This is a genomic window from Peribacillus aracenensis (assembly GCF_025175645.1).
GTDB lineage: Bacteria > Bacillota > Bacilli > Bacillales > DSM-1321 > Peribacillus > Peribacillus aracenensis.
The window spans coordinates 1-15836 of sequence record NZ_JANZMJ010000014.1; the positions used below are offsets into that span (position 1 = coordinate 1).

At 39.6% G+C, this 15836-nt stretch carries 15 protein-coding genes; 11 read left to right on the top strand and 4 right to left on the bottom strand.

Features of this window, described 5'->3' with window-relative positions; translation table 11 throughout:
• The 4 genes from N0M92_RS14895 to N0M92_RS14910 all read left to right on the top strand — a co-directional run bounded on the left by N0M92_RS14895 (position 1) and on the right by N0M92_RS14910 (position 3644).
• Positions 1 to 135 (top strand): DUF5344 family protein, encoded by a 135-nt coding sequence (locus N0M92_RS14895; protein WP_397443862.1) that lies wholly within the window; start codon positions 1 to 3, stop codon positions 133 to 135.
• Complete coding sequence (locus N0M92_RS14900) at positions 132 to 2024, top strand: ribonuclease YeeF family protein (protein WP_260286489.1); 1893 nt, start codon at positions 132 to 134, stop codon at positions 2022 to 2024. Before N0M92_RS14895 ends, N0M92_RS14900 begins: the two co-directional genes overlap by 4 nt.
• 12 nt (positions 2025 to 2036) lie before the next feature.
• On the top strand, positions 2037 to 2507 hold the full coding sequence (locus N0M92_RS14905; RefSeq protein WP_260286491.1) for a hypothetical protein: 471 nt from the start codon (positions 2037 to 2039) through the stop codon (positions 2505 to 2507).
• Between the two features lie 945 nt (positions 2508 to 3452).
• Positions 3453 to 3644 (top strand): hypothetical protein, encoded by a 192-nt coding sequence (locus tag N0M92_RS14910; RefSeq protein WP_260286492.1) that lies wholly within the window; start codon positions 3453 to 3455, stop codon positions 3642 to 3644.
• Positions 3645 to 3886: 242 nt separating this feature from the next.
• Here the strand turns inward: N0M92_RS14910 and N0M92_RS14915 are convergent, their stop codons facing one another.
• Positions 3887 to 5143 (bottom strand): DUF445 domain-containing protein, encoded by a 1257-nt coding sequence (locus tag N0M92_RS14915; protein WP_260286493.1) that lies wholly within the window; start codon positions 5141 to 5143, stop codon positions 3887 to 3889.
• A 494-nt stretch (positions 5144 to 5637) separates the two neighbouring features.
• On the opposite strand from N0M92_RS14915, the gene N0M92_RS14920 reads away from it, so the two are divergent.
• The 4 genes from N0M92_RS14920 (at position 5638) to N0M92_RS14935 (ending at position 9571) form a co-directional block, all read left to right on the top strand.
• A complete protein-coding gene (locus tag N0M92_RS14920) occupies positions 5638 to 6315 on the top strand; it encodes a response regulator transcription factor (RefSeq protein ID WP_260286494.1) in 678 nt (225 codons plus the stop codon).
• Entirely contained in the window at positions 6312 to 7691 is a 1380-nt protein-coding gene (locus N0M92_RS14925; RefSeq protein ID WP_260286495.1) for a sensor histidine kinase, read from the top strand. The genes N0M92_RS14920 and N0M92_RS14925 overlap by 4 nt, the downstream gene beginning before the upstream one ends.
• 99 nt (positions 7692 to 7790) lie before the next feature.
• Positions 7791 to 8897, top strand: a complete 1107-nt coding sequence (locus tag N0M92_RS14930; RefSeq protein WP_260286496.1) for an ABC transporter permease — start codon at positions 7791 to 7793, stop codon at positions 8895 to 8897.
• Positions 8894 to 9571, top strand: a complete 678-nt coding sequence (locus N0M92_RS14935; RefSeq protein WP_260286497.1) for an ABC transporter ATP-binding protein — start codon at positions 8894 to 8896, stop codon at positions 9569 to 9571. Before N0M92_RS14930 ends, N0M92_RS14935 begins: the two co-directional genes overlap by 4 nt.
• 107 nt (positions 9572 to 9678) lie before the next feature.
• On the opposite strand, the gene bioC is transcribed toward N0M92_RS14935, so the two are convergent.
• The 3 genes from bioC to bioF are packed head-to-tail and all read right to left on the bottom strand — an operon-like array spanning position 9679 to position 12477.
• A complete protein-coding gene (gene bioC / locus N0M92_RS14940; RefSeq protein WP_260286498.1) occupies positions 9679 to 10542 on the bottom strand; it encodes a malonyl-ACP O-methyltransferase BioC in 864 nt (287 codons plus the stop codon).
• Positions 10535 to 11281 (bottom strand): alpha/beta fold hydrolase, encoded by a 747-nt coding sequence (locus N0M92_RS14945; RefSeq protein ID WP_260286499.1) that lies wholly within the window; start codon positions 11279 to 11281, stop codon positions 10535 to 10537. The genes bioC and N0M92_RS14945 overlap by 8 nt, the downstream gene beginning before the upstream one ends.
• Positions 11278 to 12477 carry an 8-amino-7-oxononanoate synthase gene (bioF, locus tag N0M92_RS14950; RefSeq protein ID WP_260286500.1) on the bottom strand — a complete coding sequence of 400 codons (1200 nt, stop codon included), beginning with the start codon at positions 12475 to 12477 and terminating at the stop codon, positions 11278 to 11280. The genes N0M92_RS14945 and bioF overlap by 4 nt, the downstream gene beginning before the upstream one ends.
• Positions 12478 to 12947: 470 nt before the next feature.
• Between bioF and N0M92_RS14955 the strand changes: the two genes are divergently transcribed.
• The 3 genes from N0M92_RS14955 (at position 12948) to N0M92_RS14965 (ending at position 15786) form a co-directional block, all read left to right on the top strand.
• Entirely contained in the window at positions 12948 to 13787 is an 840-nt protein-coding gene (locus N0M92_RS14955; protein WP_192207686.1) for a YitT family protein, read from the top strand.
• A gap of 164 nt (positions 13788 to 13951) precedes the next feature.
• Positions 13952 to 14137: a hypothetical protein gene (locus tag N0M92_RS14960; protein ID WP_192207687.1), complete on the top strand. Its 186-nt coding sequence runs from the start codon at positions 13952 to 13954 to the stop codon at positions 14135 to 14137.
• A gap of 359 nt (positions 14138 to 14496) precedes the next feature.
• Complete coding sequence (locus N0M92_RS14965) at positions 14497 to 15786, top strand: ABC transporter substrate-binding protein (RefSeq protein ID WP_260286501.1); 1290 nt, start codon at positions 14497 to 14499, stop codon at positions 15784 to 15786.
• Positions 15787 to 15836 lie beyond the last annotated feature (50 nt).

Below are 15836 nucleotides of genomic sequence, written 5' to 3' on the forward strand. Positions count from 1 at the left end.
CTGGAAAAGGTCTTCGAGCAATATATCAAAATCGTCCAGAAAAATGTGGAAGATACCCGTGCCAACATTGACTTATTAAAAGAACAGGATGAAGCCATCGCCCATGTGTCTTCACATGGGTATCCTATGCGATGAAAATATATGAAGCGAAGACATTGACGGCCGCAACCAAGTCGCGCGCCAAGCAATATGAAGAACTAAAGAAGGAAGTCGCGGCCCTGAAAAAGGAATTTCAGGGCATCGTCGGCTTGGACAACGAGTTTCAAGGAGCCGGTGCCACTGCCATCAAAAGCTTCTATGAAGCGCAAATCGAGGTGGCGGACGCCTGGATGGAACTATTCACGACCCAGATCAGTTTTTTGGAAGGCATTCCGGCCAGCCTGGAAGAGGCGGACCTCTCCGGAAATACGGTGGTCGAGGTTCCCTTTTTAGATGGGGAAGTCTCGAACGGCATCAACCAAGCGAAGTCGCTTGTCGATGAACAAGCGAACGATCTCCAAAGGATCCTCGACAGCATTGACGATATCCTGCCTCTTGATAGGTTCGACCAAAAGGACTTTAATGAAAAAATCACGCTGGCCGGACAAAGGCTGGATGATACCGTGACAAAGGTCGAGGATGTCGACCGGCAATTGGTCGAGGAATATGATGTGTCCGTCGGGCAGGAAAATGTGGCCGTTGGCCTCTTCCGCGCCTTGCTTGATGCCACAAAACAGGACGGCAACGTTTCGCCGGTGACGTTCAACCAATCGGCATTCAAGAATAGTGACGTCTATCAAGTGAAGGATGAGGTCGCCGGTCAGATGAAAGACTATCAGACCTTCAAAAAGCAGCAAGCCGAAGCCCGGAAAGTCGAACAAGAAATGGAAGAACTCGAAAACCGTCCATGGTACGAAAAAGCCTGGGATACGACAAAAACCTTTACAGGTGAATTCACGGGATATTATGATTCCATCAGGGCCTCAACCGGTGTCGATCCAGTAACCGGACGCAAGCTGTCCGATGCCGAACGAATCGCAGCCGGAGCCATGGCAGCCGCTGGATTCATCCCCGTCGTCGGCTGGGCCGGCCGGGCCATCAAAGGCGGCAGCGCCATCTACAAAACCGCCAAAGGACTCAACGCAGCGGACCACGCGCTCGATGCTTATAAAACAACAAAAGGCTTTAGCCTCCTCCAGAAAACCGAATACGGCATATACGGACTCCTCGCCGCCAACGGCCTTGGCGAAGCGGTCACCGGCAAAGACATGTTCGGCAACCAGCTGACCGAGGAACAGCGCCAGAACGGGCTGTTGATGGCACTCGGAATCGGCGGTGTGGCAGGTGCGGCTAAGTATGTGGATCACAAGTTTAAATTGAAGAATAGTTTATCCACCACAAAAGTAATTTCAAAAACAAGTGATGGGATAAAAACGGTAGTGAATGAAAATGGTTATGAAGTTGATGATTTTATAAAGTTATTACATCCTGATAAAGTATTAAATTTAACAGAAAAAGATATTGTAGCTTCAATTAGGAATCAAATAGGCATACCATCTATAGGGACGGTAATGGCTAAAACTATTCCACAAAGAGATATTTATAAATATTTATATGATCCTGATTATAATGGTGTTAGAGGCTTTATTGCAGTTAAAGATGATTCTATAAAATTAAAGACTTTACATGATCATTATGAAGGAGCAAGATTGGATTATAACAATACGGCCTATAAAGTTACAAATGGTGTCGATGGAATTTCCCAATCTATTGGAGGACCCGATAGATATTATGGTGTGTTTGAATACCGGTTAAATGACCCAAGTAAAGTTTCAATCCCGAATTGGGATCCAACTCCTGAATCTTATCCATATACAGGTAGAGGGTTTACTGGTAGCAAAGAAGTTGTATTACCGGAATATTATCATACACCTAGACAATTTGAAGATGGTGATATACTTGATATTAAGGATGCAACTACTGGTGAACAACATATGAGTTTTATATTTGATGGAGATATTATGGAATGGCTACCTAGAAAATGAGGTGAATAAAATTTGAAATATGCAACATATAATCAAAAGGATTATCACTTGAATATTCGAAATAACATGTTAAGGCTGAGAAGTAATACACCAGATCCAGGATTTCAAGAACTTATTGATTTAGCAGGGAATAAACATCCTCATCTATATATCAAGGTAGTGGCTGTAGAAGAAGTGAATTTTGCTTATGAGCTAGATTTTTTAGTGACTTATAAGGGGAAAGAGTTTGGCCCTTATTCAATAGGCAGGCATATCTTGGATGAAAATGAGATTTCGTTATTTAGTATGGATAGTAATGATGTAGACTGCTTTGGATTCGAAAAGCAAGAGCAATTTGTATTTAAAAAGGACGTGCCTCTTGACGACATAGAAATGATGATTGAGGTGAAAAAACCAATATTAATATTTGAAGATTTACCTGAAAGTAGGAAGGTTATACCAAGGGGAGAAATTAGAGAATATATAATGAAGTTGGATAATTAATTATGCGATTTGGGGCTGGAAATTATTTGTTTATTTATTGTAGTAAGCGAATATAAATACTGAGCTACTTAAGAAGACCTTAACAAATTTTTGTTAAGGTCTTCTAATATTATAGGGGAATAGTATAACTGATAATTTTAATTTGGAAAAGGCGGTTCTTTCGATGCAGGACTCTATCAAAAAGAGAAGGCTTTATAGAACTAATAAGCAATAATAAGGAAGACCTGAATTATGGATTTATCCATTATAAAGATTATATTTATACAAAAGTTATTTCCTTAAAAAAAGTAGAAAAGCTATTTTTAATTCATTCTTATGCAAAATATAAAGGAGAGTTGTTTGGAGTTTCTAATGGCGAGAATGGAAAAATTATTCTATCAACTCCTCATTTGGAACTCGCCGAAAAGTATGGCTTTGAACGTACAGATAAATATCTGTATTATAAAAATGTTAATTTAGATGAAGTTGAAATAATAGAAGAGCGAAAACCGTTTTCGTTAGATTATATGTATAACGATCAGTAAGACTTTAGTAGAGATACAGGATACATGAAGGAGGTTAAGTGATGAGTAATCTGAAAAAGGGAGAGTTAGAAATAGATGGTGTTTTTATTTTTCCTAGCTGTAAATTAGTTGATAATGGGAAAGAGTAGAGATTCATAGAATCGTATACAGTGGGAGCTATTGAATTAATAACCAATGATAAAAAAGATATGGTGTACTCCAAATCTGTAGAATGGGATGAAGTGGAGATAATCGAGTTAGAAGAAGCCCTATTCATTAGATTAATTTCCTCATTTAAACGCCTTTCGTTAGTTCTTTACATAAAGTAAAAGTGATTATTCGTTCAAAAAGCGGGTATAAAGTATTGAGCGGTCTTTCATTTAATATCTAGCACTAAGTTTTCTTTATGTTGAATAAGGAGAATTTGGTGGGAGGTGATTAAATGAGGAAAGCCTATGGTATAAAAAGTTTAATAATTTACCTTGAGTCGGTAAATTATCCAATTACCGAAGAGGAAATCAATGATCTAATATTAAATAAAAAGATACCCCATCTCAGACCCATCGATAATTTGCTGATTTTTAATTTAGATCATATTGATGGCTGGCTTAGTGATCAGCAATTCAAACCTTAGTTAATTGAAGCCCTGCTTTAGTGGGGCTTTGATTAATATGTTGTACAAAAGGAAAAGCTAGCCAAGGGGTTCTTGAAAACCTTGGCTAGCTTTTTGTTTATCTCTTCATTTTCGAAAAAAAGAGGATCCTGCATATTGGTGGCAAACTAATTGTATAAGGAATTTAAAGTCAACGAATCAGCCCCAGTTGAGTTAGGAAAGACAGTATTCTCCCGTTACAATATCGGCCGAAGGTGCAAGAATTATAACAGCCTAAGCAGAGCCTGTGCACCTGTTAGGATAAGCCCTATTATAAAACCACAGACCGCTCCGTTCACACGAATCCATTGTAAGTCTTTTCCTACACCATTTTCCATCATATCAATCAGTGTTTCATTGTCTAGCTTATCTAAATTTTCCTGTACAAGCTTGCCGATCTGCGTATGATTTTTTTCAATGAGAACAGTAATTTGTTTCTGTATCCATTGATCGATGTTCGTGCTATTCTCTTTTATGTTGTCCAGTACGTGCTGAATCATTGGAGTCAGGTAAGTATCCATGAAATGTTCACCTTCTACGAAATCTAACGCATCTTGTTGAATTTGTTGTAGACTTCCCATTATTGTCGCTTCAGGTTCCCATTTTGTCAGAAGTTGTTTTTTCCATTTTTCAACTCCTTCTAACAGTTCCCGGTTATGGTTAATGCCTTGTATCTCATTTCGGATATATAAGATTAAAGCCTCTCTATTTGGTTCTTTCTCGTTTTGTAAATTATTTACGACACTTAACAAAAGGTTTTGTATGATATTCCCAAGTTTCTCTTCGTTAAGCAGACTTTGAATGGATTTGACGGCAAACTGAAGCATGCCATCCAGTTCAATCTTGCTTAGTACATCCATGGAAACAGTGCCAAGTCGACGGCTGGTTTGTTTTTTCCTTAACCAATCTTCCGCTTTTTTCAAAACATGATCCAGAGCCTTCTTATCGAATTGTTCATTAAGTAACTCTGAACTTACTAGATGAAGAATCTTGCCCATGTCTATGTTAGAAAGTGATGCTTCAATTTTTTTTGCCACGAAAGGTGTAATCTTTTCTATATCTATATAACAAATCAATTGCTTGGTAAGTTTAATCAGGACTTTTCTAAAAGTATCACTTTGTACCTCTTTTACTAAAATGGGAATCAATTTTTCTGTAAAAGGAACATGTTTTACTTTGTCTTGAATACTTTCCTTAGAAAGCCAGTCATTTTTTAGCATCGAAACAAGTGCATTTGTCATTCTTTTACGATTGTTGGGCAAAAGCGCTGTATGGGGAATCGGTAATCCAAGCGGGTGCCTGAATAATGCAGTGACTGCAAACCAATCTGCCAGACCACCAACTAATCCTGCCTCAAACCCTCCATGTAATAAATCCAGCGGCAACGTACCTTGAAATGGAGTGGTTGCAATATAACCCGCTCCCATGATCATTAGTGAATATTTAGCAATTTTTCTTGAAGATTTTATTTTTGGTGACATTATATTCCTCATCCTTAAAATGATATCAATTACTATAACCCGAATCATTAGCAAATTCCATAACTTACTTTTATCTAGTAGTATAGCAGGTAGTTCAAAAAAATACTCCCAACAAGGGCAATCAGTTCATCTATCGGGGAATGGGAAATCACCCTTTAAGTATGAAAGCTTAAAATATTCCATATGAATTGAACCCATAATCATCGATATTTTCCTTTGAATTTCAAAGGTGGGGATGGTTGATTCACATACAAAAAGCCGATTATTCAATCGGCTTTTTTATTCATCAACAATATTATGATACTTCTGTTCTTATCGAATTATTTTTCCTTACGATTTTATCCATTAATAAAAAAATAAGAGGGTGCTGTATATTAGTGGCAAACTAGTTAATAAGGAACTGGAGATTGAATTAGTATTTGTTGTTTTACAGGATCAATTATTGCTATTGTAAGTTTAGCTAGGGCTATAAAAGAAGTGGAGATGTGGTTTCTTTGATACATATATTAATTGCGGATGATGATCGGCATATTCGGGAGTTGCTTAAATTTCACTTGGAAAAGGAAGGATACATGGTATCGGAAGCAAAGGACGGGAATGAAGCTTCCTTGATATTGGAGAGGGAACGGATCCATCTGGCGGTTGTCGATATTATGATGCCGTTTAAAGACGGACTGGATCTTTGTAAGGAAATCCGGGATCAATATGATCTGCCGGTCATTTTATTGACAGCTAAAGATCAACTTATCGATAAGGAAAAGGGGTATTTTGCGGGTACGGATGATTACCTCGTGAAGCCATTCGAGCCACGGGAACTTCTATTCCGGATAAAAGCGCTATTGCGAAGGTACCGTATGGTGAATTCTGAATCCATCTCATTGAATCAAACGGTCATTGACCGTAAAAGTTATGAAGTTCGAATAATGGGGAATACGCTGCTCCTGCCGCTTAAGGAATTCGAGCTGCTAGCTCAGCTGGGGAGCTTTCCTGATCAAGTCTTTACGCGTGAGCAGCTTATTGAATTGGTATGGGGTGCTGATTTTGAAGGGGATGATCGGACGGTCGATGTCCATATTAAACGGTTAAGGGAACGTTTTGCGGGGCGGACCGATGATTTTGTTATAACGACTGTCCGTGGCTTAGGTTATAAACTGGAGGTCAACAAGAAGTGAAAACACTTTATTTCAGGATAGTTATTCAAACCATTTTAATCATGGTGCTTGCCAGTGTCATCGCTTTTTTAATTTCCAATGTTTATTATCATCAGGTTCAAAAACCCAACAATGGTGAGAAGATAAAGAAAGTCGCAAATGATATTGTCTCCTTATATGAGGAAAATCCTGATCAGGATATTGATGCGTATTTAAATCATATTGCAGGATTGCACTATCAAATGTATCTATTTAATGAGCAAGGTGAAGGAACTTTATACGGTGAGCCGTTTCGGGAAACGGCATTGGATCCAGACACGATTTCTGCAGTTTTGAACGGGAAGACCTATAAAGGGATCGCCCATTATAATAATGGTTTATTTATTACCGGATTTTTTGAAGATGTATTGATTAATAGCATTGGGGTCCCGATGGACGTCAATGGTGAAAAACATGCATTGTTTGTAAGGCCGAATATAGAGCTGCAGTTTGGTGAATTCCGCTTTTTCCTTGCAGTTTTGCTTGTACTCACGCTCCTTCTCAGCTTTTTATTTGTAATCATTAACACGCGTTTCATCGTTAAGCCGATTACGAAATTAACGGAAGCTACAAAAAGAATCGCCGATGGGGATTATAGTAGTGAATTGAATGTCAGCCGAAGCGATGAGATAGGGGATTTGGCACAGCATTTCTCAAAAATGACTCATAGTATCCAACGGTTGGATGATATGAGGCAGGAGTTCGTATCGAATGTATCCCATGAAATTCAATCTCCGCTTGCATCCATCCAAGGTTTTTCCCAAACACTTCAATCGGAGGAATTAACAAAAGAACAAAGAAATCAGTACTTGTCCATTATTGAAAAAGAAAGCAGGCGCATGTCGTTGTTAAGCAAACAGCTGCTCATGCTTGCTTCGTTGGATAAAGTGGATGATCCGCTGCAACGGTCCCAATTCGATTTAGCGCAACAAATACGGCAAGTGTTGTTCATGCTGGAATGGAATTGGCGGGAAAAAGAGATGGTGATCGAAATGGATTTGCCTTCAACCTCCATTTCTGCAGATGAGAAACTTTTGAATCAAGTATGGACGAATTTGATAACCAATAGCATTAAATACTCGGAAAGCGGCAGTTCGATCAATATTCGGATAAAAAAAATAGGCAGTGCTGTTGAAGTGATGATTGCGGATACGGGTATGGGAATTCCGGAAGAAGACCTCCCTTATATCTTTGACCGGTTTTATAAAGTCGACAAAGTGAGGAACAGGAGTGAAACAGGAAGCGGATTAGGACTTTCGATTACGAAGAAGACGGTTGAACTTCATGGGGGAACGATCGAAGTTCAAAGCGAACTCGGTAAAGGGACCACTTTTTATATACGGTTGCCCCTTATGTAATCAGTTGTTCATCTTCCATTCATATTGATTGTTTACAATCGGGTCATACCGAATCAAGTAGGACTTGATTGGTAAACAGAAGGAATGGGAGATGAAATAATGTTTTTGGCAATACGTGAACTAAAGCATTCAAAGTTACGTTATCTGCTGATTGGACTGATCATGGTATTGGTCGCTTTGCTTGTCTTTATCATTTCAGGATTAGCTAATGGGCTTTCTTCGGATAATGCTTCATCCATACAAAACATGAAGGCTGACTATTTCGTAATGGAGCATGACTCCAAAAATAAATTGAACCGATCGATCATATCCATGGAGAAGCTGGATGAAATCCGGGCTTCGGCGGATGTTAAAGCAGCCGAAGGTCTGGGGCAAATGATGACCACATTGAATAAAATCGGCTCATCGGAGAAAACGGATGTCACCATTTTTGCGACCGAAGCCAGTGGTATTTTAGCACCGAAGGTCATTGAAGGAACGAACTATGACAATGAGAAACAAGGTGAAGTGGTAGCAGATCGTTCTTTAAAAGAAGTGGGGTATAAATTGGGTGATTCACTTAAAGATGACCTATCAGGTAAGGTTTTCACCATTGTTGGATTTACTGAAAAGCAGTCTTACAGCCACTCACCGGTAGTTTACATGAATGTTAAGGGGTGGCAGGAGATTAATCCTGCATTGAAAAATCAAGAGAAAGATTCAATCAGCACAATAGCCGTGCAAATGGATTCGAAGGCAGAAGAAAATGTACGTGAATCATTGCCTGAAGGACTAACGCTCATTTCAAAAGAAGAATCACTTCAGAGTATACCAGGCTACAAAGAGGAACAGGGTACGTTGACGATGATGATTGCCTTCTTGTTTGTCATCGCAGCATTCGTTTTGGCTGTATTCTTTTATGTGATTACCTTGCAGAAGACGAATCAATTTGGAGTCCTTAAAGCACTTGGGGCCAATACGGGCTACCTGGCAAAAAGTATTGTTGGTCAAGTAATGTTGCTTGCCGTGACATGCATAGCCATCAGTGTTGCCCTGACATATGGAGTCACAGTAATCATGCCAGAAGGAATGCCATTTGAATTGAGTACCGATTTGGTGGTTAAATATTCCGTGTTACTTTTGGTTGTATCCGTATTGGGTTCACTGCTATCACTATACCGAGTAGCGAAGATAGATGCGATTGAAGCGATAGGGAGGGTATCATGATGGGGGATAAACTATTATTTGAAAACGTCAGTAAGATTTATGGGGAAGGCGATAATAAGGTGACAGCCCTTGATAATATTTCCCTGAATGTGAGGGCGGGGGAGTTCGTCGCCATCGTGGGTCCTTCAGGTTCAGGAAAAAGTACTTTTCTTTCGATAGCAGGTGCCTTACTATCTCCGAGCAAAGGCCGCTTACTGCTGAATGATGAGGATATTACAACTCTATCCCCAAAGGAATTGACTAGAGTACGCCTTGAAAAGATCGGGTTTGTATTCCAATCATCGAATCTTGTGCCATATCTCACCGTACGGGATCAGCTTTTGCTACTTTCTGAACTGATTGGCAAGCGGGATAAAAAAAACATGAAAAAAGCGGAAGAATTGCTTGGCCACCTTGGACTTGGACATCGGGCAGATCACTTGCCGGAAGCACTGTCGGGCGGTGAGCGGCAGCGTGTAGCCATCGCCCGTTCGCTGATGAATGATCCAGAAATCATTTTAGCGGATGAACCAACCGCAAGTCTTGATTCCAAAAGGGGCAGGGATGTTGTTGAAATGCTTGCACATGAGGTGAAGTCAAGAAATAAAGCGGCCATCATGGTAACGCACGATGAAAGAATGTTGGATTTATGTGATCGAGTGGTCAATATCACGGATGGCAAGGTTTTTGGATGAAGTTATAAAACACACTCTCATGAGCTGATCATTAAATAGTCGCCGCCTTTCCAAATGAGAGGCGGCAGAAATCGCTTGGATTGGAACTTGGTCAATCGGGCCTGCAATCATGTATAATATTTTGCTTGTATCCCAGAGTTATCTTCGGATTGATCATATTTTTTTATCTTAAAGAACAAACAGTGATAGGTTGCTTTCACACCTGATTCATTTCGATATTCTTTGTCGTATATGTTGATTAACTCTCGAAAAAAGGAAGGGCGCTGGCAGTAGTTTTCTTTGTTGCTGTTAGCCGCACCAATCTTTTTAATTGAAGTGAAAAATTCACGTACTGTCTGAAAGTACTCCAGTTCAAACTCTTCCATTTTTGTTATCTCGATTGGAACTGCTGATGAAAAAGAGATTGCTTCTTCACAAATTTTGGATAATTCTTCTAGAGAATAAAACACTTGACCTGGTGAACTATCAATGGCTAGCTGAAGCTTGTCCTTCGCCTGTTCATATGACATATGAAGCTCTTGAAAGGTATCTATTCCGAACGTTGAAAATATGAGGCTTCCTTCAGCCGTTAATCGTGTAAACAGTTTTTCAAGGGTTGCAGGAAGATCATTCAGCCATTGAAACGTTGCATTGGAAATAATCAAGTCGTAATGTTCATTAAGCGCCATTTCTTCGATATCCGTACATAAAAATGTAACACGTTCCTCATCTGTCATTCCTTTCGCCACTTCGACCATTCCTTGTGCCAAATCAACAGCCGTAATAGCAGCATTAGGGAATATTTTGACGAGTAACCTGGTTAAGTAACCAGTGCCGCAGCCAATTTCAAGAATATTGGTTACATGGTTGGTGTTTATTTCAGGAAGAAAATCCACTAATTGTTTTGCCATGTTTTTTTGAACATTGGCATATGCGTCATATGTTTTCGCATGTTCACTGAACCGCTTACTTAACAATCGCTTATCAATCATGAGTGTACTCCTTTTGAATAAATGTTTTTATCTGCTGCATACATTCCTGTGGTCTTGTGAAAAACGGAGTATGGCCAGCGCCTTCGATAATATGAAACTCGGCTTTCCCACCGAGGTTTTCTTTAATGAAAGATGAGGCTTCGAGTGGACAAATGTTGTCTTCCCTCCCATGAAGCAGTAAAAAGGGGGCTTCAATCCTGTTGAGGCTTGCTCTAGCATCTTTCTGAAGTAAATAATTCAAGCCAATAAGAAGCGAAAACACATCATCTCCATGAAACTCGCTTTGAATGGTCTTGATGAATTGATGATATAAACCTTCTTCTTTTTCAGCTTCGGAAAACATCGCTTCATAGAAAGAAGCCAAAGTCTTCTCTTTATTGCGTTGTAGCTGTTTCTTCATGCGCTCGATCATTCGTGGATCCCAGCCAAATGAATAATTCTCTCCTGTTATAAACCGACTTGTTGCACCAAAAAGGATAAAACCTTTTATTTTTTCTCGATACGAACTTGCAAGTTCAAGTGATACTAGTGATCCTAATGACCAGCTCAGTATATAAACTGGACCATCGATGGTAGCGATTGTGTCTATGACTCTTTCTTCAAAGTCATTTAGTGCTTTCATATCTCTCCATTCTATAAATGAAAGGTGGAATACATCTGACAGCGGTTTGATTAACGGTTCAAACGCGCCTTTTTCCATTCCCCACCCAGGAAGCATGACTAAGTTCGGCTGTTTCATTCAATAATACCCATTTCCTTTCCAATGATTGAAATCTTTTCAACTGCCCAATCAAGCTCTTTTTTATCGTGGAGAGCTGTTACGGTAAACCGGATTCTCGCCTCATTTTCAGGAACGGTCGGCGGCCTGACAGCAATAGCTGCAATTGCTTCTTTCTGTAAACGTGCGGCAAATTCCATCGCTTTTTCGTTTTCCCCGATGACGATAGGAACAATTTGTGATCGGCTTCCGCAAATATTAAACCCGTTATATGTGAGTTCTTCTCTAAAGTGTTCTGAATGTGTTTGGAGCAGTGAGCGGCGTTCTGGTTCTTGCTGTACAAGTTCAATCGCTGTTTTTATGGCACCGAGAATGGCCGGGGGAAGTGCAGTTGAATAAATGAATCCGCGCATGCGATTTTTTAAATAGTCGATTAGCCATTTTTTTCCGACGACATAGGCACCGAATGAACCGAGCGCTTTACTGAATGTTCCCATTTGGATATCTATTTTATTTTGAAGTTGGAGATGACCGGCATAACCTTCACCGTTTTTACCGTAGATGCCGCTTCCGTGCGCTTCATCTGTCATTAATATTGCGTTATAACGTTCCTTTAACCGAACGAGGTCTTCGAGATAAGCAAAGTCACCGTCCATGCTGAAGACAGTATCCGTCACGATTAATTTACGTGCTTCAATTGGTGCTTTTTTCAAAAATGCTTCTAAATGATCTAAATCATTATGACGATAGCGTATATGCCTTGCACGGCTTAAAAGAGCTCCATCGACAATGCTTGCATGATTCAATTTATCGCTATAAATAATATCGTTTCGGGACAGCAGGGTGGATATTATTCCAAGGTTCGCGTTATATCCGCTGTTGATAATGAGTCCCGCCTCGGCTTTCTTCCAATCGGCAAGAGCTTGTTCAGCTTGCTCATAAAGGGGATGATTGCCAATAATTAAACGTGAAGCCGTTGCTCCTGCACCATATGTATGTACTGCATCCACCATCGCCTTTTTCAGCCGATCATCCCCTGCATATCCTAAATAGTTATTAGAAGCTAGATTCAGCATCCTGCACCCATTGATCATAAGCCATGTCTGCTCGGCGAATGCCGTCGATACGAGTTCACGCTTTTGCGATATCTCTTCTAAATAAGCCAGTTCCTTCTTTATTTTTTCTTCCCAACAAGGTAATTGTTTTTCACTGCGCATGCCCATTCTCCTTTTTATATGTTAACTAAAATAAATATAGGTTAACATATAAAATATTCTAATCATGACCCAATGAAACTGTCAAGCCTTGAAAAAGGACTGATAATAAATTAAAAATCCAATCTGGAAGTAATCAAAGGTCAAAAAAAGACACATATCAAAAGCGTGCGGTTGGTTATTTGAACCAAGTAGAGAAACATGAAACTAACATAAAAATAAATTTTGGGCGAGGGAGGCTAATGATATTTGAAAGGGCAGCGGCTTTGTTAAGCTAATGTATAAAAGAGCTTAGTGAAAATTAGTCCCATTTGTATGTATTAAGCCCGTTCATTGAAGATAATCTAACTTCCAAGGTAGTCTTTTTGTTAAACCTTCAAATCTTTGAAGGATTAAATGGAATTCCATGTTACTATAGAGCAGTGAAATTACCGAATTCACATTAACCATTACATAAAGGAAGGGTAATAAATATGAAAAAGATTTCTTTAGATGTTTTCTTTATATTAATAGGAGCTTTTATTTTCGCTTTGGCAATAAATCTTTTCGTCATTCCAAATGAACTTGGTGAGGGGGGAGTCACGGGGATAACCATCATTTTATTTTATCTTTTTGAATGGTCACCAGGGCTGTTAAGTTTGATCATTAACGCTTTCCTGCTCATCGTCGGTTATAAATATTTGTCGAAAATGACAACGGTATATACAATCATAGCCGTTGCATTTAATTCACTTTTCCTTCATTTAACCGAAAGTTGGACGATTTCTTCAGATGAATTGGTCATCAATGCGATATTTGGCGGAGTTTTTGCCGGTGCAGGAATTGGCATGATCATTCGTGTCGGAGGCACTACTGCCGGTACGACGATTCTGGCCCGAATTACGAATAAGTATTTGGGATGGAGCTTAAGCTATGGACTTCTGTTTTTCGATTTGATCGTTGCGTTCTCATCTTATTTCATCATTGGTGCAGAAGGCCTGATGCTCACTATCCTTATGCTTTATATTGGAACAAAAACGATGGAATTCATCATTGAGGGATTGAACCCGAAAAAAGCGATTACCATCATCTCAAATGAAGCGGACCAGATTGCAAAACAAGTAACCGAATTGATGGACCGGGGAGTCACTGTTTTTAGTGGTCATGGATACTATACAAAGGCATCCAAGGATATTTTATATATCGTTATAAGTAAGCAAGAGGTACTAAAGTTGAAGAGAATAGTGCAGTCGACGGATAGCAATGCTTTTATAGCGATACATGATGTTAGGGACGTATTTGGTGAAGGATTCCTGGATATCTCGAAGTCCTGATGCGATTTGTGAGGCGGATATGGTATATGCGAATGAAAAGGCCTAATAGGCTTTTTTATTTTGCAATGCCAAAAATCTGTAAATTGCTAATATTTTGTTATATTATGTAAGTAAGAAACCACACACCCTGAGGAGTGCAGCCATTAAATGTGGAGGTGTTCAAGATGATCCTTTTAAAAGTGGATGACAGAAAGTTCGGGAAAAGCAAGATCAAGTACAGTGTCGTTGATAAGGAAACGAATGAATTGATCATTAGCGGTGTGTTTAAAGAATTTGGACAAGCAAGCGATAAATATTATGAATTGAAGGATGAATACGGTTCATCCAATGTGAAGATGATATTGAAGTGAAAAGAGGGGGACCGACGGGTTTCCCTTTTTTCGTAGGCAATGCCATGAATGAAAATGCCCGTACAATAAATAATCGAATAAAGGAATAATCATAGGTTTCTGAATCATATAATTAGATTAAGAGAGTTCATGATATCCTTTTTTTACAATATACTACAATTTTATTGTAAAGTATGGAATTTGGTGGTAATATAAAGCGCATAAATGTAAACGTTTGCAAAAATTTCTGTGAGGAGGTGATGTAAAAGAAGTACGATAGACCATGATCTTTATAGAATGAAAGGCTTTTATTTTACTATTTTATGCAAACGTTTTCTTAAAATTGCATGAATCTTATGAAAAAGGGAGAGTCGGTAGGCATGAAGCGTAAAAAATGGTACGGGGGAATTCTTACTGTTTTATTAGTTTTTAGTGTGATTTTGGCTGGATGCTCCTCCTCAACTGGTGGAAATAGCGACTCAAAGGATGTCGTGACGCTGGATATATTTCAATTCAAGGTAGAATTCAAGTCGCAATTCGAGTCATTGGCAAAACAATACGAAAAAGAGAATCCAGATGTAAAGATCAAGGTATCGACGGTTGGCGGCGGAAATGATTATAAATCAGCCATTACGGCAAAGTTCGCTTCAGGTGAGGAGCCGGCGGTCTTTAACATTGGCGGACCGGTGGATGTCGAACAATATAAAGATAGATTAACGGATTTAAAGGATACGAAGGCTGCTGCTGCAGCACTTGATGGCACTTTGGATGGCGTGGAAGAGGACGGGCAAGTCCTTGGACTTCCATTTAACCAGGAAGGATACGGCTTGATTTATAACAAGCGGATATTTAAAGAAGCCGGAATTAATCCTGATGAAATTACAAGTTATGAAGCCTTAGAGGCGGCAGTCAAGAAAATGGATTCGCAAAAAGACAAATTGAAAATCGATGCAGTTTTCGCTTATCCGGTCAAAGAGAAGTGGGTGACAGGTAACCATTTATCCAATGTTTTCTTAGCACCGGAGTTTGATGGGAATGTGTTAGAGGCAAGTAAGGCTCCAACGGTTAAATTCACGGATGGTGACAAGTTTAAACAACTGGTCGATATCCAAAATAAATATTCCGTCCAGCCGACAGCAAGTCTCGATTACTCCCAACAAGTGGAAGAGCTGTTCTCACTTGAAAAGGTTGCGATCATTCAGCAAGGCAACTGGGTGTATAACACAGTATATGATATGGACCCTGAGTTAGCTGAAAAGGGAATTGGCATCATCCCGATTCCAAATGGAGACTCTGCAGGCATGCCGGTCGGCGTACCGAACTATTGGGCAGTGAACAAGAAATCGGATGAAAAGGTACAAGAAGCAGCGAAGAAGTTCCTCGACTGGATGTATACATCCAAGGAAGGGAAAAAGGCCGTTTTGGAAGACTTTAAATTCATTCCTGCATATGAAGGATATGATGTCGAAAAAATTGCCGATCCAATTTCAAAAGAAATTTATAAATACTCCCAAGAAGGAAACACGATTGGCTGGGTGTTTAATGGATATCCGGTTGGTTGGAACGATGATCTTGGGGCAAGTGTCCAAAAATACGTAACCGGTAAATTGACTTGGGAGGAACTTGTCCAACAGAACATTGAAAATTGGGAGAAGATTCATAGCAAATAAGTATTGGGAAATGCAAGTGACCGATCGGCATGAAAACTGTGCCGATTGGT

Bases quoted from the DNA above. Each gene is read 5' to 3' on its own strand.
- N0M92_RS14900 (WP_260286489.1), top strand. From the start codon at position 132: ATGAAAATATATGAAGCGAAGACATTGACGGCCGCAACCAAGTCGCGC.
- N0M92_RS14910 (WP_260286492.1), top strand. From the start codon at position 3,453: ATGAGGAAAGCCTATGGTATAAAAAGTTTAATAATTTACCTTGAGTCG.
- N0M92_RS14915 (WP_260286493.1), bottom strand. From the start codon at position 5,143: ATGTCACCAAAAATAAAATCTTCAAGAAAAATTGCTAAATATTCACTA.
- N0M92_RS14930 (WP_260286496.1), top strand. From the start codon at position 7,791: ATGTTTTTGGCAATACGTGAACTAAAGCATTCAAAGTTACGTTATCTG.
- N0M92_RS14935 (WP_260286497.1), top strand. From the start codon at position 8,894: ATGATGGGGGATAAACTATTATTTGAAAACGTCAGTAAGATTTATGGG.
- bioC (WP_260286498.1), bottom strand. From the start codon at position 10,542: ATGATTGATAAGCGATTGTTAAGTAAGCGGTTCAGTGAACATGCGAAA.
- N0M92_RS14945 (WP_260286499.1), bottom strand. From the start codon at position 11,281: ATGAAACAGCCGAACTTAGTCATGCTTCCTGGGTGGGGAATGGAAAAA.
- bioF (WP_260286500.1), bottom strand. From the start codon at position 12,477: ATGCGCAGTGAAAAACAATTACCTTGTTGGGAAGAAAAAATAAAGAAG.
- N0M92_RS14955 (WP_192207686.1), top strand. From the start codon at position 12,948: ATGAAAAAGATTTCTTTAGATGTTTTCTTTATATTAATAGGAGCTTTT.
- N0M92_RS14960 (WP_192207687.1), top strand. From the start codon at position 13,952: ATGATCCTTTTAAAAGTGGATGACAGAAAGTTCGGGAAAAGCAAGATC.
- N0M92_RS14965 (WP_260286501.1), top strand. From the start codon at position 14,497: ATGAAGCGTAAAAAATGGTACGGGGGAATTCTTACTGTTTTATTAGTT.